The organism is Flavobacterium sp. (assembly GCF_027531905.1).
Taxonomy (GTDB): domain Bacteria; phylum Bacteroidota; class Bacteroidia; order Flavobacteriales; family Flavobacteriaceae; genus Flavobacterium.
In genome coordinates, this window is sequence record NZ_JAPZSU010000048.1 from 58,335 (window position 1) to 78,327 (window position 19,993).

General features: G+C 34.6%; 15 protein-coding genes and 1 tRNA gene. 9 read left to right on the forward strand and 7 right to left on the reverse strand.

The features are described 5' to 3' along the window. Positions 1-88: 88 nt before the first annotated feature. A complete protein-coding gene (locus O9307_RS12300; RefSeq protein WP_298299771.1) occupies positions 89-913 on the forward strand; it encodes a universal stress protein in 825 nt (274 codons plus the stop codon). Positions 914-974: 61 nt separating this feature from the next. Here the strand turns inward: O9307_RS12300 and O9307_RS12305 are convergent. Continuing rightward, positions 975-1,045: transfer RNA gene (locus O9307_RS12305), tRNA-Gln, on the reverse strand. A gap of 237 nt (positions 1,046-1,282) precedes the next feature. Between O9307_RS12305 and O9307_RS12310 the strand changes: the two genes are divergently transcribed. Together O9307_RS12310 and O9307_RS12315 are read left to right on the forward strand one after the other, a co-directional pair. Then, positions 1,283-4,564 (forward strand): DUF2723 domain-containing protein, encoded by a 3,282-nt coding sequence (locus O9307_RS12310; RefSeq protein WP_298299772.1) that lies wholly within the window; start codon positions 1,283-1,285, stop codon positions 4,562-4,564. Between the two features lie 80 nt (positions 4,565-4,644). Further along, positions 4,645-5,286 carry a polysaccharide deacetylase family protein gene (locus tag O9307_RS12315; protein ID WP_298299774.1) on the forward strand — a complete coding sequence of 214 codons (642 nt, stop codon included), beginning with the start codon at positions 4,645-4,647 and terminating at the stop codon, positions 5,284-5,286. Positions 5,287-5,345: 59 nt separating this feature from the next. Here the strand turns inward: O9307_RS12315 and O9307_RS12320 are convergent, their stop codons facing one another. Both O9307_RS12320 and O9307_RS12325 read right to left on the reverse strand, forming a co-directional pair. Further along, complete coding sequence (locus tag O9307_RS12320) at positions 5,346-5,642, reverse strand: thioredoxin family protein (protein WP_064714270.1); 297 nt, start codon at positions 5,640-5,642, stop codon at positions 5,346-5,348. Between the two features lie 71 nt (positions 5,643-5,713). Continuing rightward, a complete protein-coding gene (locus tag O9307_RS12325; RefSeq protein ID WP_298299777.1) occupies positions 5,714-6,949 on the reverse strand; it encodes a metallophosphoesterase in 1,236 nt (411 codons plus the stop codon). A 228-nt stretch (positions 6,950-7,177) separates the two neighbouring features. Here O9307_RS12325 and polA point away from each other — a divergent pair, with 228 nt between their 5' ends. From polA to gldD, 3 genes are all read left to right on the forward strand, one after another. Further along, positions 7,178-10,039 (forward strand): DNA polymerase I, encoded by a 2,862-nt coding sequence (gene polA / locus O9307_RS12330; protein ID WP_298299779.1) that lies wholly within the window; start codon positions 7,178-7,180, stop codon positions 10,037-10,039. Positions 10,040-10,240: 201 nt separating this feature from the next. Then, on the forward strand, positions 10,241-10,678 hold the full coding sequence (gene ssb / locus O9307_RS12335) for a single-stranded DNA-binding protein (protein ID WP_298299781.1): 438 nt from the start codon (positions 10,241-10,243) through the stop codon (positions 10,676-10,678). Between the two features lie 22 nt (positions 10,679-10,700). Then, complete coding sequence (gene gldD, locus O9307_RS12340; protein ID WP_298299784.1) at positions 10,701-11,258, forward strand: gliding motility lipoprotein GldD; 558 nt, start codon at positions 10,701-10,703, stop codon at positions 11,256-11,258. Between the two features lie 201 nt (positions 11,259-11,459). Here gldD and O9307_RS12345 read toward each other — a convergent pair whose 3' ends face one another. Beyond that, positions 11,460-11,834 carry a heavy metal-associated domain-containing protein gene (locus O9307_RS12345; RefSeq protein WP_298299786.1) on the reverse strand — a complete coding sequence of 125 codons (375 nt, stop codon included), beginning with the start codon at positions 11,832-11,834 and terminating at the stop codon, positions 11,460-11,462. Between the two features lie 105 nt (positions 11,835-11,939). Between O9307_RS12345 and O9307_RS12350 the strand changes: the two genes are divergently transcribed. After that, a complete protein-coding gene (locus O9307_RS12350; RefSeq protein ID WP_298299788.1) occupies positions 11,940-12,806 on the forward strand; it encodes a DMT family transporter in 867 nt (288 codons plus the stop codon). A 197-nt stretch (positions 12,807-13,003) separates the two neighbouring features. On the opposite strand, the gene O9307_RS12355 is transcribed toward O9307_RS12350, so the two are convergent. Further along, a complete protein-coding gene (locus tag O9307_RS12355) occupies positions 13,004-15,034 on the reverse strand; it encodes a pitrilysin family protein (protein WP_298299791.1) in 2,031 nt (676 codons plus the stop codon). Positions 15,035-15,049: 15 nt separating this feature from the next. Further along, positions 15,050-16,372, reverse strand: a complete 1,323-nt coding sequence (locus O9307_RS12360; RefSeq protein ID WP_298299793.1) for a pitrilysin family protein — start codon at positions 16,370-16,372, stop codon at positions 15,050-15,052. 249 nt (positions 16,373-16,621) lie between these two features. On the opposite strand from O9307_RS12360, the gene rplU reads away from it, so the two are divergent. Beyond that, a complete protein-coding gene (rplU, locus tag O9307_RS12365) occupies positions 16,622-17,050 on the forward strand; it encodes a 50S ribosomal protein L21 (RefSeq protein ID WP_298299795.1) in 429 nt (142 codons plus the stop codon). A gap of 24 nt (positions 17,051-17,074) precedes the next feature. After that, positions 17,075-17,335 carry a 50S ribosomal protein L27 gene (gene rpmA / locus O9307_RS12370; protein WP_064714262.1) on the forward strand — a complete coding sequence of 87 codons (261 nt, stop codon included), beginning with the start codon at positions 17,075-17,077 and terminating at the stop codon, positions 17,333-17,335. A gap of 59 nt (positions 17,336-17,394) precedes the next feature. Here the strand turns inward: rpmA and O9307_RS12375 are convergent, their stop codons facing one another. Then, a complete protein-coding gene (locus O9307_RS12375; RefSeq protein WP_298299797.1) occupies positions 17,395-19,659 on the reverse strand; it encodes a patatin-like phospholipase family protein in 2,265 nt (754 codons plus the stop codon). Positions 19,660-19,993 lie beyond the last annotated feature (334 nt).

The window sequence follows — 19,993 nt, forward strand, 5'->3', positions numbered from 1 at the left end:
ATTTTATTTGAATACGGTAAAAAAAAATCTTATCTTTACTATAGCCTTTTAAAAAAAGGATTTTCTTACAATTAAACCCAATCTACTCATGAAACGGATTTTAGTCCCAACCGACTTTTCAGTTTATGCCGAAAACGCATTAAAAGCCGCTGCTCAATTAGCCAAAAAACACAATGCTGAAATTTTATTACTTCACATGTTAGAACTACCTAACCAAATGAGTGATGCTATTTCAAGCGGAAAAAGCATTCCAGAGGTGATGTTTTTTATTCAAAAAGCTAAAGAAACTTTTGCAGAAATTTTTGATCGCCCTTATCTTGATGGAATCGAAGTTACAGAATTCATTCAATTTGAAAAAGCTTTCGATGGTATACTACGATTTACCAAAAAAAACGAAGTAGATCTTATTATTATGGGGTCTCACGGCGCTTCTGGTGTTGAAGAAATTTTTATTGGCTCTAATACAGAAAAAGTTGTGCGTTTGTCAGATGTTCCTGTTTTAGTTATCAAAAAAGACGAAGGCGAATTTGCACCAAAAGAAATAGTATTTGCCTCAGATTTCTCTAACGAAACTAAAGTTCCTTTCTTAAAAATGAAAGACATCGCAAGTAAATTAGACGCAAAGATTAACCTAGTAACCATTTGCACTCCTAATAGCTTTAAAACCACGGACGCCGCAACCGCAACCATGGAAGCTTTTGCGCACGAGTTTGCACTTAGTAATTTTAGCATTACTATCTACAATGAGTCCAATATAGAAAAAGGGATTCTAAATTTCGCTAATAAAATTAATGCTGACTTAATTTGTATTTACACTCATGGCAGAACAGGCTTAGCCCATTTTTTCAATGGAAGCATCACAGAGGATATCGTGAACCATACTCAAAAACCTGTTTTAACTTTTAAACTCTAAAACAAAATGCCTCATGAAAATGAGGCATAAAAAAAAGCCTCTCAATTGAGAGGCTTTTTTGTTGGTCTACTAGGACTCGAACCTAGAAAGACTGCACCAAAAACAGTTGTGTTACCATTACACCATAGACCAGCAGTGCGATTAAGCGAGTGCAAATTTAATACAAATTTTAAGTTGTACAAATTTTTAAGACGATTTTATTCAAAAAAAATGAAAATAATTTACAAATCGAAATCAAAAAAAATCAAAAACTCTAGTTTTCAGAAACTTGCAACATTCTACTACTTTTGCAGAAAATAATGTTAATGCTTGTTACGTTACACAAAAAAACATTTTCTTTGTAATTGAAAACAAACTCTATAAAAATTCATGGATAAGACCTCTTTCAACTTTAATAAATGGAACACCATTTTAGGCTGGATTGCTTTCGGCATTGCTTTAATTACTTACTCATTAACGGTAGAACCCACGATGAGTTTTTGGGATTGTGGAGAATACATTGCAACCGCTGCTAAACTGGAAGTTGGTCACCCTCCCGGAGCCCCACTTTTTCAAATGATGGGTGCTTTCTTTGCCATGTTCGCTTCAAACGATCAACACGTTGCTTTAATGGTGAATATGTTATCTGTATTTTCAAGCGCTTTTACCATATTATTTATGTTCTGGTCTAGTTCAATGATTTTGAGAAAAATAATTGCTAGAGTTTCAGAAATCAATACCAATAATAATATAGTAATCTTAGGAAGTTCTTTTGTTGGCACTCTTGCTTATACATTTTCTGATAGTTTTTGGTATAACGCAGTAGAAGCAGAGGTTTATGCAATGGCTTCCCTGTTAATTGCTTTACTTTTTTGGCTAGGCTTGCGTTGGGAACAAGACATGGATAAACCAAAAGGAAACAAATGGCTGCTTATTATCTCATTAGTAATTGGGTTATCCTTTGGCGTTCACTTTATGGCGCTACTTACTATTCCTGCTATTGGATTTTTATATTATTTCAAACATTATGAAAAGGTTACTATTAAAAATTTCATTATTGCTAATGTTGTTGTAATATCTGTATTATTATTCATTTTCAAATTACTTCTTCCTTTAACAATGGCTTTCTTTGGAAAAACAGAAGTGTTTATGGTTAATTCTCTAGGAATGCCATTTGATTCTGGGACAATTTTTGTTGCCATTTTATTTGGTTTATTCTTCTACTTTGGATTAAAATACACTCGCCAAAAAGGATTGGTTTTTCACAACACCATAATTCTTTGCATTTTATTTATTTTAATTGGCTTTTCAACTTGGATGATGTTACCTATTCGAGCCAATGCTAATGTGGTTATCAACGAAAACAAACCATCAGACGCAAGAGAAGTTTTAGCCTATTACAACAGAGAGCAATATGGCGCGAGTCCATTGTTCTATGGATCACAATATACTGAAGCTTTTGCGGGCCTTGATCCAAATAATCCTTATTTAGACAAAGCTCCCAATTATGAAAGAGATTACAAAAGCGGAAAATATGTTATTGTAAACAACTTTAAAAATGCAGAACAAAATAGTGATGATAGTCACAAAACTATTTTGCCACGAATGAGAAGTGCAGATCATATTGAAAACTATATCAATTTTACCAATCCACCGGCCTTTAGACTAAATCCTAACTATCCTTATGAAGAAGATTTGGTAAAATACGGTATTGACCCAAGTCAGTTAAGCGAAGAAGACCTGAATAAAGCTACCGCGCAAGTTCGAAACGAAATAGAAAAAATTGTTGCAGAATTTAGAAGTGCTTACGCTCAGAAACAAATTGACAATAGCGGCTACATTAAATTCCTAAAAAGCTACGGCGATTACTTGATTGTAGACAAACCAACCACAGTAGACAATTTTACGTTTATGTTCGAATACCAATTTGGTTATATGTATTGGAGATATTTAATGTGGAATTTCGTAGGAAGACAAAACGACATTCAAGGTAAATATGACAATCTTGATGGCAATTGGATTAGTGGTATTCCATTTATGGACTCCATTCATCTTGGATCTCAAGATAACCTTCCGTCGGATGTATTAAATAATAAAGGGAGAAACACTTATTACTTCCTACCTTTTATCCTTGGCTTAATTGGCTTAATGTACCATGCGAACAAAGACCTGAAAAGCTTTTATGTTCTTTTAGTATTATTCTTGTTTACAGGTTTTGCACTTAAAATTTATCTAAACGAACGTCCATTTGAACCAAGAGAAAGAGACTATGCCTTAGTAGGATCCTTTTATGTTTTTGCCATTTGGATAGGATTTGGTGTTTATGCTCTCTATGAAAGTCTTCAAAAATATTTGGCACCAAAAATAGCTGGACCAATTATTATTGCAGGAAGTTTGCTAGCCGCTCCAGTTTTAATGGCTTCTCAAAACTGGGACGATCATGACCGCTCAAACAAATATACCGCTGTTGCAATGGCAAAAGCTTACCTAAATTCGTGCGATAAAAACGCTATTTTGTTCACCATTGGAGACAATGACACGTTCCCTTTATGGTACGCTCAAGAAATTGAAAAGGTACGAACTGATATTCGAATTGTGAATACCAGTCTGTTTATGACTGATTGGTACATCGATCAAATGAAACGAAAAGCATACGAATCAGAACCTCTACCGATATCGTTTAATCATGAAGACTATGTAGGTGACAAACTAGATTATGTAGCCCATATTCCAAAAATTGAAAACAGATGGGACATCAAAGACATGATTACTTTTATCAAAAATCCAAAATCAATTGTTGAAATGGACAATGGTCAGTCAATTCATTTTTACCCAACAAATAAAATCAGACTTGCCGTTGACAAAGAAGCCGTTATCAAAAATAAGGTAGTATCTCCAAAACAATACGACTCGATAGTTCCTTATATAGATATTGACATGAAAGGTCGTGCTTTATACAAAAATCGATTGATGATGCTTGATTTAATCGCTAACAACAATTGGAAAAGACCTATTTATTTTAGTGGAGGTGCTTATGATGACGAAGATTTTCTTTGGATGAAAAACTACCTTCAATTAGACGGAATGACTTATAAATTGGTTCCTATCAAAACTGTCATCCCAAAAGACGCAAGTCCACTAGAAATGGGAGGAATTGATAGTGATAAAATGTACAAAAATGTGATGAAATGGGATTGGGGAAATAGCGAAAGCCTTACTATTTATCATGACCCTGAAACAAGAAAAAACAGTATCACTTATCGCTCTTACTTGTCAAGATTAATGAATCAATTGATTTTGGAAGGCAAAAAAGACCAAGCAAAAAATATCATAGAACTAGCTATGACCAAAATGCCCTTGGAGAAATTTGGCTATTACTCCTTAGTTGAACCTTTTGCCAAAGGATATTATGACATTAACGAAAAAGCAAAAGCTCAAGATTTATTATCAAAATTAATAGTAAAGTACAAAGAAAACCTCAAATATTACAGCACCTTACCTCCTTCCGAACAATCAGATATTGCTATTGATATCATTACGGATATCGAACGTTATAGAAGTTTATTATTAGTAATGAAAGAAAGTGGAGATTTGGATTTTTACAATAAAAACAAAGCACAATTTAATACCTATATCACAATCTTTGAAAGATTTGGTAGAGAAAAAGAATAACACAAAGAACACCTTCTGATAAATGTAGCATAACTAGTTTATGCTACATTTTTTTTATCTTTAAAATTAAAAAAAAGAATATGTCATTCTATTGGATTAAAACCAATGCCCTCATTAAAACGTATTTTTCCAATTATATTTGGGACATCCCTAATAAAAACAATTGTATTTATTTAACTTTTGATGATGGTCCCACACCCGAAGTGACAAATTGGGTACTCAACCTTTTAAAAAAAGAAAACATCAAAGCTACTTTCTTCTGCATTGGTAAAAACATTCAAGCACAACCAGAACTTTTCAAACAAATAGTTAATGAAGGACATACTGTTGGCAATCACACCAACGATCACTACAATGGCTGGAAAAATAGCGAAGAAATTTACATAGAAAACACCAAAAAATGTGATGCTATTATTACTCTAAACACGGGTAAGCAGCCCTACCTCTTTCGTCCTCCTTATGGTCGAATCAAAAGAGGACAAGCGAAAAAAATTAAGGAATTAGGCTATAAAATTATTATGTGGGATGTACTAAGTGCTGATTTCGATACACAAATCACACCTGAAAAATGTCTAAATAATGTAATATCGTCTGTTCAACCAGGAAGTATCATTGTTTTTCACGACAGCTTAAAAGCGGAAAAAAACTTAAAATATACCCTTCCAAAAACTATAAACTACTTAAAACAGAAAGGATTTACATTTGAAGTCATTCCAAGATGATTCAAATATAAATCCGTTACTTATATGAAATAAAACTAAGTCTTCTTTTACCCCAAAAACTATAGTTGCTCTTGAACCAAACCTATGATTGTATTAGCGTCTAGTTCCCCTGATTGCCTCCACATCATTACTCCTTCTTTGTAAATCATCAAAGTAGGTAATCCTTTAATTCGTAAAACTTCGGCTAATTCTTGATTTTTATCAACATCAATTCGTATCACCTTGGCCTTATCGCCAAGAGCAGCAGCCACATCTTTTATAACTGGATGCATCGAAACTGAAGATTCGTTCCAATCTGTGTAAAAATCAATTAACACAGGAACTTGTGCATTTATAAGTTCTCCAAATTTTGACATAAAACCAAAATATTTAATTTATAATACTTTATACAGAGATATTACGGTGCAAATATAGCATTTTTAACTAATTACGCTCGATTTTCTCCTTTTTTTAGTTGAATAACAGTTATTTCTGGCATAATTCCCACTCTTCCAGGATACGCATGAAATCCAAAACCACGGTTAACATAAACGTATCTACCTAAATTTTCGTATAAACCAGCCCATTGTTTATAAACATATTGTGCTAAACTCCACTTAAAATATCCAGGGATTTCTATACCAAATTGCATGCCATGAGTATGCCCTGATAAAGTTAGATGATAATGATTTGGATCGTTTTTTACAACATGCTCCCAGTGGCTAGGATCATGACTCATAAGAATTTTAAAATCATTCTTTGTCAATCCTGCTCCAGCTTTGTCCAAATCACCCGCTTGTTTGAAGTTGTGCCCCCAGTTTTCGACACCCACTAAGGCTATTTTTTGACCCTCTTTTTCGATAAATGTATGATCGTTTAGCAAAAGAGTAAAACCTATTTGTTTATACAATTGCTTTATGGCTTCAAAATTATCAGCTTTTTCTTCTTTCGTTTTCCAAGAAACATATTCGCCATAATCATGATTTCCTAACACAGCATATTTTCCGAATGCATGTTTGTTTATTTTATTGAAAGTGTCAATCCAAGGATGCATCTCTTTGGCATGAGTATTTACAATATCACCAGTAAATAAAATCAAATCGGTTTTTTGCTCATTAATCAGATCAATAGCATAACTGATTTTCTCCGCATTATCAAAGCTTCCACTGTGAACATCTGAAATTTGAGTGATTGTAAAACCATCAAAAGCATCAGGTAAATCAGAAAAAAAAATAGCCTGTTTGATGACTTTAAAATTATATTTCCCTTCAAAAATCCCATAAATCAATGACAAGAATGGAATTGCCGCCAAACCAAGACCAACTTGACTCACAAATTTTCTTCGAGAAGGCAAAAAAGTAGATTCATTACTATTCTCTACAAAATGATTAACTACACCAATTAAAATTCTAAAAACATCTTCACCTAACAAAATAAGAGTAATCAAAATTTTTGGAACATAAACCAACAACAGTAACCCCATTGTCCTTAAAGACGACGGTGTTTGTCCAACAGAACGATCAAACTGAGTGAAACCGTAAATTATATAAATGAGTAATGCAATACTAAGTACAGCATATATCCATAAAAAAGTCTTGTTCTTTGCTATTGTTTTGAACGCTTGAAAAGTGTAAACCTCGATAAACGCCAAAACCAATAACAAAACTAAAAAGCGAAAAATCATATTTCTAAAATTTAGCACAAATTAACAAAGAAAGTAGGCGCTATGAATCGCCTTGCTTAATTTTTAACTTATGTTTTAGAAAAAACAAGCCTACTTCTCTTGTATTGTTAAATATAGGTTCCATAAAAGTAATTATTTTAGACAAATGCAAGAGTTTGAAGAATGGCAATGAACAAAATCAAATTGCTTTGTTTATTTTTACCCTTTCAAATTTTAGATTCAAAATTCATGTCAACTCAAAAACGACTTTTCCTTTTAGATGCCTACGCACTTATTTTTCGTGGCTACTATGCTTTTATCAAAAACCCAAGAATAAATTCAAAAGGAATGGATACCTCTGCCATTATGGGATTCATGAACTCTTTATTGGATGTTATTCGAAGAGAAAAACCCGATCACTTGGCAGTAGCATTCGACAAAGGTGGGAGCGATTATCGTTATGAAATGTATCAAGAATACAAAGCTCATCGTGACGAAACACCTGAAGCGATAAAAATTGCCGTTCCTTATATTCAGGAGTTATTGAAAGCGATGCATATTCCAATTATTGAAAAAGCAGGTTTTGAGGCCGATGACCTTATTGGCACCTTAGCTAAACAAGCTGAAAAAGAAGGCTACCAAGTATTTATGGTTACACCTGATAAAGATTTTGCACAATTGGTCTCAGAAAATATTTTCATGTACAAACCCGCCCGAATGGGGAATGATATTGAAATATGGGGAATTCCAGAGGTCTTGGCTAAATTTGAAATTGAACGACCAGAACAAGTAATAGACTTTTTGGGAATGATGGGAGATTCTGCGGATAATATTCCAGGACTACCTGGAGTTGGGGAAAAAACCGCAAAGAAATTTTTGGCCGAATATGGCACCTTAGAAAACTTGTTGGCCAATACGCATCAACTTAAAGGGGCGATGAAAGAAAAGATTGAAGCCAATAAAGAATTAGGCATTTTATCCAAAAAACTAGCCACTATCCTACTCGATTGTCCTGTTACTTTTGAGGCTCAGGATTATGAATTATCCCAACCTGATGTAGAAAAAACAGACGCTTTGTTTCAAGAATTGGAATTCCGTCAAATGAAAACACAATTCGATAAACTCTTTGGCACAGGAAAAGAATATGACGAAATAGATGGAAATGGGGATGGAAACGAAACTAATCCAGCCACTTCAAAAAAAACAACATCAAAAAAGACCGATGAAAACCAAATGGATTTGTTTGGATTCTCTGATGATGAGAACAGCAACGAAAATGGTGTAAATAAGTTTTACCAAACACTCGAAGACACTCCTCATTTCTACCAAATCATTCAAGGGGATTTTTCAGTAAAATTATTACTTCAAAATTTATTACAACAAACTTCAGTATGTTTTGATACTGAAACTACAGGAATCGATGCTTTGAATGCCGAACTTGTTGGTTTGTCTTTTTCATGGGAGAAAGGCAAAGGATTTTACGTTCCTTTTCCCGAAAATCAAGAAGAAGCTCAAGAATTAATTGAAAAATTTAGTCCTTTTTTCGAAAATGAAACCATCGAGAAAATTGGTCAAAATATGAAATATGATTTGAAAATTCTATCCAATTACAACATTCAAGTCAAAGGAAAACTGTTTGATACCATGATTGCGCATTATTTGATTAATCCAGATATGCGACACAATATGGATATTTTATCTGAAACCTATCTAAAATACAGTCCGAAATCTATCGAAACTTTAATTGGCAAAAAAGGAAAGAACCAGTTATCGATGCGTCAAGTAGAATTGGAGGCGATTAAAGAATACGCCACCGAAGATGCTGACATCACTTTTCAATTGGCAGCCCATTTCCAACCAATTTTAGAAAAGGTTGGTACAAAAAAATTATTTGATGAAATTGAAATTCCATTAGTACAAGTATTGGCTGATATGGAAAAAGAAGGCATCAATTTGGATGTTGATTTCCTAAAAAAGATGTCGATTGATATGCAAAAAGAGATTGATGCTTTCGAACAACAAATTTATGAAACGGCTGGAGAGAAATTTAATTTGGCATCCCCAAAACAGCTAGGTGATATATTATTCGATAAGCTAAAAATTGGAGGAGCTAAGCAAAAGAAAACAAAAACAGGACAATATGCTACTGGTGAAGAAGTTTTATCTTACTTAGCCAATGAACACCAAATTGTTCGCGATATACTTGAATGGCGCCAAATGGTAAAACTGCAAAGTACATACATAGATGCCTTACCCAATCAGGTCGACAAAAAAACAGGACGAGTACATACGGATTACATGCAAACCGTTGCCGCAACTGGTCGTTTGAGTTCTAATAATCCCAATCTTCAAAACATTCCTATTCGTACTGAAAGAGGACGACAAATCAGAAAAGCATTTATCGCACGTGATGAAAATTACACCCTACTTTCTGCGGATTATTCTCAGATTGAATTACGCATTATCGCCGCTTTGTGTGGGGAAGAAAATATGATTAAAGCCTTTCAAAACAAAGAAGACATCCATAAAAGTACGGCCGCCAAAGTATTCAATGTTCCTTTAGAAGAAGTAACCAAAGAACAACGTAGCCATGCTAAAACGGTGAACTTCGGAATTATCTATGGTGTATCGGCTTTTGGATTAAGCAATCAAACCAATTTATCTAGAAAAGAAAGTGCCGATTTGATAGAAGCGTATTACAAAACCTATCCAAGATTAAAATCATTCATACAAGAGCAAGTTGATTTTGCCAGAGAAAACGGCTATGTAGAAACTGTTTCAGGCAGAAGACGTTATTTAAAAGACATCAATTCTGCCAATGCCATTGTCCGTGGAGGAGCAGAACGAAATGCTGTCAATGCCCCTATTCAAGGTTCGGCAGCCGACATCATCAAAATTGCCATGATTAATATTCATAAAAAACTCACTGATGAAAATTGGCAGTCCAAAATGTTATTACAAGTTCATGACGAATTGGTGTTTGATGTTCACCATTCTGAACTTGAAAAAATACAACCCATGATCAAACACGAAATGGAAAACGCCTTCAAAATGGCAGTCCCATTGGATGTTGAAATTGGATTGGGAAAAAATTGGCTGGAAGCACATTGATACCTTCACTAAAAAACACAAAACCGTCAAGATAATTATATTTTGACGGTTTTGTATCGTTAACTGTGTAACTTCAAGTTGTATAATTGTTTACAGAACCGCCCAAAAAAAATCAACTTTTTTCGAAATTTAATCCATAATAGTACAACAAAATAGTTTTAAAAAAATTAATGTATCTTTGGTTGAAATACCATTGTAATCATGAACGGAACATTGAACAAAGTGATGTTAATAGGGCATCTAGGCGACGACATTAAGATGCATTATTTTGAAGGCGGCAACTGTATTGGGCGCTTTCAATTGGCTACAAACGAAGTGTATATCAATAAATCCACCAACGAAAAAATTACTTCAACCGAATGGCATAACTTGGTCGTGCGCAATAAAGCCGCCGAAATATGTGAAAAATACCTCTCGAAAGGCGATAAAATATATGTAGAAGGACGCATTAAATCCAGACAATGGCAAGCCGAAGATGGCACCATGAAATCTACTACCGAAATTCAAGTCACCGAGTTTACATTTTTGACCACCAAAAAAGACCAAGATCACAAAACGAATCCCAGTCAAGAATCTCCAAAAAACACTAACTTTGAGGCCTCAAATGGCAGTTTGCCCATAAACGACTTGCCATTTTAAAGAAAGTTGCAATTGAATAAAAATGAAAAGAAAAGTTAGTCTACTTATAGGAATAGTATTGTTGGCAATAACGGGTTGTAAAGACGATGTGTTGCCTAAACCTTCAGGCTATTTGCGCTTGGATTATCCCGAAGCCCAATACATCGATTTTAAAAACGCTTGTCCCTTCACTTTCGAAAGCAATGACGCTGCCATTATCGAAGGAAAATCAGATTGTAGTTATACAATTACCTATCCCAAAATGAAAGCTACGATCTATTTGACTTACAAACCGGTGTCCAATAACATCAAGCAATTATTGCGTGACGCGCAGAAATTAACTTTTGAGCACGTGATCAAGGCCGATGACATCATCGAACAACCTTACTTGAATCCCGACAAAAAAGTCTATGGTATGTTTTATCAAGTCGATGGTAATGCCGCCACCAATTCACAATTTTACGCCACCGATAGCACGCGACATTTCATTACGGGCTCCGTTTATTTCTATGCTAAGCCTAATTTTGATTCTATTATGCCTGCCGCAAGTTATATCAAAAACGACATGCAGCACCTGATGGAAACCTTAAAATGGAAGTAGTTTTTTAGGAGCACAACAATTGGTTTTTTAATAACGAATCCTCCTGCTGTACGTTCTATCTTTCCCGCCGAACCCCGGCGGCAAAGGATGCCACTCCCATCAGGGCTAAGCCAGAACATTTGGTTTTTCATAAGAAAGTAAAAAACATAAAAAAAAGCATTCGCCAAAAACGAATGCTTTTTTGCTTAAGAGTTGTTCTGCCTATGATTTAGGTTGTACTACTTTATAAGTTTTTCCATCAGCTACGCCTTCAATTACTTGAGTTAGGGACGTTGGGTTTTGAACGCTTTTGTCAAAAGTTACTGTTGCTAATTTTTTATCAAAATCAACAGTTGCTTTCTCAACTCCTTCAGATTCTGCTAATTTTTTTTCGATGGTTTTTGCGCAACCTACAGCACAAGTCATTCCTTCGATAGCAAAACTTGCGGTTTGTACATTAGCGGCAGCAATTGGTTTTTTAACTGCTGGAGCTTCAGTAGTAGCGGCTTCTGGTTTAGCTGTTTCTGTTTCTTTTTTGCAACTTATCATAACGATACTTGCAAATGCAATAGCTATAATCGTTTTTTTACTATTCATTGGTATTGATTTAGATGAGTTTAAAATGTATTTGGGGTCAAAATTAATCAAAAAAACACCTAGATATTCCCAAAATAATTACAATTTTGAACCAAAATAAAACAGATGCTATCAAAACAATTCAAATGGGGCTATTTGCTGCTTTTATCTCTTATATGGGGTAGTTCTTTCATATTAATCAAAAAAGGATTGGTAGGCCTAACGGCTTTTCAGTTGGGGTCGTTGCGTATTATTTTTGCTGCGCTTTTTTTGTTGGTGATTGGTTTTAGAAGTTTAGTAAAAATCCCTCACCATCAGTGGAAGTATATTGCTTTGACTTCTTTGTTTGGAACTTTTATTCCTGCGTATTTGTTTGCTATTGCACAAACGCAAATAGATAGTTCTATAAGTTCTATTCTGAATTCCTTAACGCCTTTGAATACCTTGTTGATTGGCGCACTTTTCTTTAGGTTGGATTTTAGACGCAATCAAATTTTTGGCGTATTGATTGGTTTAGTCGGTAGTGCTTTGTTGATTTGGAATGGCGCGGTGCATCATCCCAATCAAAATTATTATTACGCTTTTTTAGTGCTGATTGCTTCGATTTGCTATGCTACAAATGTCAATTTGATTAAAAAATATTTATCGGATTTGCCTCCTTTGAGTATTACAACGGGTAATTTTTTGGTTTTGCTTTTTCCAGCGTTGGCTGTATTATATAGTACTGATTTTTTCGCTATGACGCACGGAGCGGTTGTTCAAGAATCGGTGTTGTATATTTTGATTTTGGGAGTGTTGGGAACGGGTATTGCCAATATTATTTTCTTTAAACTCATTCAAATTTCGTCGCCCGTTTTTGCGACTTCGGTTACGTATTTGATTCCAGTGGTAGCTTTCTTTTGGGGGATGTTAGACCAAGAGTTATTAACTCCTGTGCAGCTTTTTGGAGCTTTTATCGTTTTGGTTGGGGTGTATTTATCGGCCAGAAAATAGGTGTTTTTTAGGGGGTTTGCGTGAGGGATAGCAGCTTGCTACCGAAGTAGCGCGTATAGCCCGACCGCAGTTGCCAAAAGAGGCGGATAGCACGCTAGTCATAAGCCTCTTTTGGTAAATGGGGTCACGCCCAAAATAGTATAAACGAAAAAAGACTGCCGATGAAAGCAGTCTTTTTGTTTTAATTTAAGTTGTGATTATTGAAAATCGGCATCGGTTACGCCTTCGTTGATTTTTACCTCGGAGGTAGTAAGTTTAAGCTCTATTCCAATGTTCATTATTGTTGTATGTGGGAATTTTATTCCTTTAACTTCTTTGTAATCATTGAAAAAGGTTGTTTGAGTTCCTCTTTCAGAAGTTTTGCTTTCAGCGATTTTGAAGAAATTTACTGTATCATAATAAAGCGTTGATTGGCCATCTTTGATTGCGTAGGCATCTGTGTCGTTGATAGATTCAATCCCTGCTAATGTAATGCTGGCTTTATCAAGTAAAGGTAATTCATCAAAAGGATTCATATCGGCTTTCTTTTCTTTAAACTCTTCGTTGGAGAGGTCTTTGCGTTGGCCTTGTTGAATCGCGTATCCTGATTTGTCTCCTAGTACTCGTTTCATCATAGTCATTCCTCCAGCCTTCATTTCTACACTCAATTTTTTGTCTGAGGTTATTTTTGAAGTCATCTCAACAGTTGTGCCTTGAACTGATCCAGAGGCAATAGTAACGATTGATTTTACCTTCTTTAAAGCCTCTTTCCCACCAATAGCTTTGATGTAGTTTTCTAGAACGCTTTTGGCAGTAACTCCAGCTGGAATTTCTTTTTTGGTTACTGGTTTTTCTACTGGATTACCATATTTATCAAAAAAGAACAATGGCAATTTTAGTTTTTCTAATCCAGGTGTTACTTCGCTTGCTTTACCTACGATTACAATTCTGGTGTTGTCTAATAAAAAGTATTTATTAGCTACACGAAGAATGTCCTCTGGTGTTACAGCATTGATGGTTTGGATGTATTTTTCGTAAAAATCGGCTGGCAATTGTTCTGTTTCAATGTTCAAAGCATAGCGCGCCACAGCTTGTGGTTTTTGAACTTGCATTACAAAACGACCAATGTATCCTGCTTTCACGTTTTTCAATACTTCGGCATCTACTTTTTCGGTTCTGATTTTTTTGATTTCTTTGATGAATTCTACTACGGCGCTGTCAGTAACGGCATTACGAACGGCAGAAGTAGCTACAAATTTGGTTACATATTTTCCGCTTCCAATTTCAGAACGCGCACCGTAAGTCCAAGCGTGTTTTTCTCTTAAATTCATATTTAAATACGAATTGAAATCACCACCCAAAATTTGATTAGCAATCACTGCTGGGAAAAAATCAGGGTCATTCATTTTTAAATTCAAAGTGTTGACCAATGAAATTTCGGATTGTACAGCATTTGGTACGTCTACCAAGTTGATTTGTAATTTGTCTACGTTTGGATTAGCGGTATAGCTTTCTTTGGTAATGGTTTTTTTCTCCCAAGCACCAAATAGCTTTTCAACAGCGGCTTTGGTTTCTTTGAATTTTACGTCTCCAATGATTACCAAATAAGCATTTTCTGGCACAAATCGAGCAGCGTAGTTGCTTTGAACATCTGCAAGTGTTACGTTTTTTAAAGTTTCTTCAGAAACATATTCACCAGAAGGATGATTTTTTCCAAAAGCTAGTACATCAACAACTCGGCTAGAAATTGCGGCTACACTTTTCTCGTTGGCTTTTAATCCTTCAATCATTTTCGCTTTGTCTTTGTCGAATTCTTCTTGTGTGAAAAGCGGGAACAAAGCGCCTTCAGCTAACAATTCTAAAACGCGTCCAGAATATTTAGATAGTGCACTTGCAGAAGCGCCTTGCGAAGAGAAGTTGATATTGGCGCCTAAGAAATCAATTTCTTCATTGAATACATCTTTTGGAGTTTTTTGACTTCCGTTACCTACTAGGCTACTAGTCAAATCATCAACTCCTTTTTTGTTGCCTTCGGCAAAAGGAGGATTGTCTAGCGTAAGGTTAAAAGAAACACGTGGAAGTTTATGATTTTCTACGACCATCACTTTTAGTCCATTTTTTAGAACAAAGCTTTCTGGCTTTTTGATTTGAACCATTGGAGAAGGTCCTGGCTTGGGTTGTGGTCTGTTTTGCGCTTGCATAATTCCTGTTACAAAGAATAGGGTTAAGAGGATGCTTATATTTTTCATAATGTTCATATCTTGTTATTTGGCCTTTTCAGCAGCTGGTACGTAATCTAAAACTAAACGTTGATTAGGATTTAAATACTTTTTGGCAACGTCTCTAATTTCTTCTCTTGTGATAGAGTGAATCATTTCTATTTCTGTATTGATTAGGTTGATATCGCCATACAATAAATAATAGCTAGCCAAATTCTCGGCGATTCCTTCAATAGAGGAGTTAGAGCTTACAAAATTATTATCGAACTTGTTTTGTAATTTTTGGTAATCTTTCTCAGAGATTAATTCGGTTTGTAATTTTGTTATTTCTTCGTCAATTTCTTTTAAAATGTCTGTAGCGGTGTTTTTGCCCATTGGTAAACCATACAAAATATACATTCCGTAATCTTCTTGACTGTTGCTAAAAGCGCCAACTTGTAATGCGATTTTTTTGTCGTCTACAATTTTCTTGTACAATTTCGAGCTTTTACCATCACTTAAATAAGAAGAGATAAGGTCTAAAACGCGTGCATCTCTTGTTTTCATTGAAGGCGTTCTGTAAGCCGCTACAATAGCTGGAATTTGAATGTTGTTGTCTTCAAATTTGGCTTTTATAGTTTCGGTTATAGGTTCTTCGATGAATTGTTCTCTTTTGATTGGAGCTCCTTTTGGGATAGAACCAAAATATTGTGCAATCCATTTTTTGGCTTGGTCTTTTTTGAAATCTCCTGCAACAACTAAAACAGCATTATTAGGAATGTAGAATTTCTTGTTGAACGCTTGAAATTCTTCTAAAGTGGCAGCATCTAAATGCTCCATAGAGCCAATTGTTGCCCAACGGTAAGGGTGTTTTTTGAATAGGTTTTCTTTTACTACCGCTTGAAATCGGCCATAAGGTTGGTTATCCATTCGGGTTCTTTTTTCCTCTTTCACTACTTCGTTTTGCGTGTCCACACCAATTTTGTTGATGACTGGGTGCAATAGTCTTTCGGATTCCATCCAAAGAGCTAGTTCTAAATTATTAGAAGGAAAAACTTCGTAATAATAGGTTCTATCGTCTGATGTATTGGCGTTGTTCACGCCTCCGTTAGCAGTTACAATCTTGAACCATTCTCCGCGTTTGATGTTTTCAGTTCCTTCAAATAACAAATGTTCGAAGAAGTGAGCAAAACCAGTGCGATCTGGTTTTTCGTCTTTGGATCCTACGTGATACATTACTGAAGTGATTGCTACAGGAGCAGACGGATCTTGGTGCAAGATAACGTGCATTCCATTGTCTAAGTCGTATTCTTCAAACGCTACTTTTTGAGCTGAGGCAACGCCTCCAAGCATCAATACGCTACTCAAAGCCATTATTGTTTTTTTCATAAAGTTTATAAAAGTTTTGTTTTTGCATTAGTTCAGGTTCTGTAATAAATGTTACACCAAATGTACTTTATTTTAGTCTTTATTGTAAATAGAATCTTGTTTTTGCATGATTTTAACATTAGTTCAAACCTTGTAAACAGCTTAAAAATCAGAGGAAAATAGGGTTAGAAATATTTTTTAAGCATTAGATTGCAGGATTAATATTTAGTTGTATATTTGCAACCTTAAAAATCAATAAATCAATTTGGTATGTATGCAATCGTAGAGATAGCAGGGCAACAATTCAAAGTAAGCAAAGACTTAAAGGTTTATGTTCACCGTTTGACTAATGAAGAAGGTTCAAAAGTTTCTTTTGACAAAGTTCTTTTATTAGATGATAATGGAAATGTAACTTTAGGCGCCCCAGCTATAGAAGGTGCTTCAGTAGAAGCTAAAGTGTTACAACACTTAAAAGGAGATAAAGTTATCGTTTTCAAAAAGAAAAGAAGAAAAGGATACAAAAAAAGAAATGGTCACAGACAATATCTTACTCAAATTGTAATTGAAGGTATTACTGCAGCAGGAACAGCTAAAAAAGCAGCTCCAAAAAAAGCAGCTGTTGAAGCAACCACTGAAGAAGCGCCAGCTCCTAAAGTAAAAAAAGCTCCAAAAGCTAAAAAAGAAGATACAAAAGAATAATAACAATATTAAAACCAATACGTCATGGCTCACAAGAAAGGTGTCGGTAGTTCTAAGAATGGTAGAGAATCAGAATCAAAACGTTTAGGCGTTAAGATTTTTGGTGGTCAAGCTGCTATTGCTGGGAACATCATCGTAAGACAAAGAGGTTCTAAACACAATCCAGGTGAAAATGTTTACATCAGTAAAGATCACACCCTACACGCAAGAGTAGACGGAGTTGTAAAGTTCCAAAAGAAAAAAGATAATAAATCATATGTTTCTGTACTTCCATTTGAAGCATAAGCAATAGGATTATAATTATTACAAAGCCTGTCAATCAAGAATTGACAGGCTTTTCTTTTTTATGATGGATTGAATAATAGTCCTATGCTAAAAAACAATTTTAACTTATTGTTGTTCACCCAAGAAGTATCGAAAATGATAGGCCCTAAAAAGGTATTATACGAAATGGTAGCACCACTAGAGAACAGTATACTTGTGGCATCATAATCTTGCCATTTGCCTTTTGGTGCATAAAAATTACTTTTAAAATCATTAAAACTTTTAAACCCAACTGTTGCTAAATCTATATGCGGAATTAAATACACTTTAGACGTAAGATTAGCCTGAAGACTTAGATTTACTTTTATAAATTGACTTACATTGAGTTCGTTTTCTTGTAAACCTGTAAAAGTTACACTATTCTTCAAGGGATTTGCGGTGTAACCACCAATGAAATACTTAGACGCATACCCAAACTGAGCAGTAGAAATCTGATGAGATTGTATTTGATCTTCAAATAAAAATCCTGCACTAGCTTCCATAATGAGTACTTTGTCTTTTATAGGAATTCTATTTTCGTAGTTAAAATTGAATTTAGTAAAGGGATTCAGACTCCCACTAAAGTTTTGAACGGTATTATTAGTGTAGTTGATATCAACATCTTGATGAATAGAACGTGACAATTCTACTTGTAATTTATTTCCTGTTGAGGCAAAAAACACCTTGTTTAGGTTGTCCGTATAATAATGAACATTCATTTCTATTTGATTTAGATAGTAGCTACTTAAAGTAAATACAGTATTAAAGCCGGGATCTGTTTTTGGTTTCAAATGTGTATAATGATAGTTTAGCCCAAAGCCAAAATAACTCTTCAAAGAATTTATATTTCTATTAATTTGATTATCAAAATAAAGTGAATTAAATTGTATATTATCAGCTTTTTTGCGTTGAATATATACATCCTGAGTTAAGCGTTGACCATACATTTCTGAGCGCCACCACCATTTTTTGTCTTTACCAAAAATAGTTTGATACTGGAGCCTGATTCTGGGTTGTTGCGCAATATCTCCTGTAATTAGAACTCGGGAAGACTCTCCTAGTAAATTCCTTCCAGTATAGTTGATAATGGCTCCAAAACCGCGAAAAGTATCAAAATGCAAAGAGGCTTTAATTTGATTTTTATAGTATTCAGAAGCATTGAGTTGTAGATGGGTTTTGTTGTCTTTTGAAAAAGTGGTGTAATTGATTTGATTGAACAAATTGGTTCCCATTGCTTTTCTAACTCCTTCAGCTATGTCTTCTATGGTATATTTGTTGTTTGTTCTTATACCAGAACGTTTTTCAACCAACTTAAGATTAGCATCACTAAAATTCTTATAAACAATAGTATCCAACATAAACTCTCGATCTATAGTGGGGAGTTGTGGTTTATTTACAGGAAAAGCTTTTAGTCTTTCAGCCAATGCCTTTAAAGCAAGTATATTTTGCTTCGTGGCAATTTTGCCCTCTTTATAAATTTCTTTACTCGCGTCAAAATCGCCAGTTGAATAAGTTAAATTGGGATAATGACTAAACAATATATCACAAAGTTTTTTGTTTTCATCATTCTTTAAATTACTAGTTAACATGGCTGATTGAAAAATAAGTGTCGAGAGATTTTCAAGTTTTTCAATAGTTACTTTATCATCACCAACATCGCTCCCAATAATAATGTCTGCTCCCATGTTTTTGGCAATATCTGTTGGAAAATTGTCTAACATTCCACCATCTACCAAAATAGTATTTTGGTAAGGTACAGGCTTGAATACTCCTGGAATAGACATACTCGCTCTCATCGCTAATGCAATGGAACCCTCATCAAGTATAACCGCTTTTCCGTTCAAAATATCGGTTGCCATTGCTCTATACGGAATCGGCAATTTATCAAAATTAGAAATGTTATAAGCGGGATAAGTGATTAGTGATAGGAACTCTCTAAGATTTTGGTCATTTAATAAGGAAGATTTAATGATAGGTTTGTAATTTTTGACATCGATGTCGATTAAGTAGCGACTGAATTCACTCATTTCTTCTACACTAACATTATTTAGAGACACCTTCCCTCCCAACAATTCATCCCAACGAGCATTATTCGCAATTTTGGCAATACTATCTCCTGAATAGCCCATAGCATATAATCCCCCAACAATACTTCCCATACTCGTTCCTATTACTAAATCAGGAACTATCCCCAACGAATCTAAAGCCTGAATTACAGGAATATGCGCAATTCCTTTGGCTCCACCACCACTAAGTACTAAAGCTACTTTTGGCTTTTTATTCTGCGAAAAGTGATGTTGTGGCATTGCCAATAATACTATTAATAAGAAAAAAGACAGCCAATGCGACTTGAAATTTAGCTGGTTCAAAGTAAAAGTATGGAATCGGAAGTACTTATTTTTATATCTCATATTTTGAATACCAATAGGTTAGCAAACTCATTTTTTTTGTTGCCTTCTAAAATACTAAATAAGAATAACAAACAAACATTCTTCTTTTGTTAAAATTTTGATAGTTTGATGGTTGATGATTTTTTACTAATTTTTAATCAATTTTTTTTTAGTCAGAATGTAAGACTACATTAAAAAAGTGTTGCAAAAAGAAAACCCTCACATTTCTGCAAGGGATTTATCTTAATTC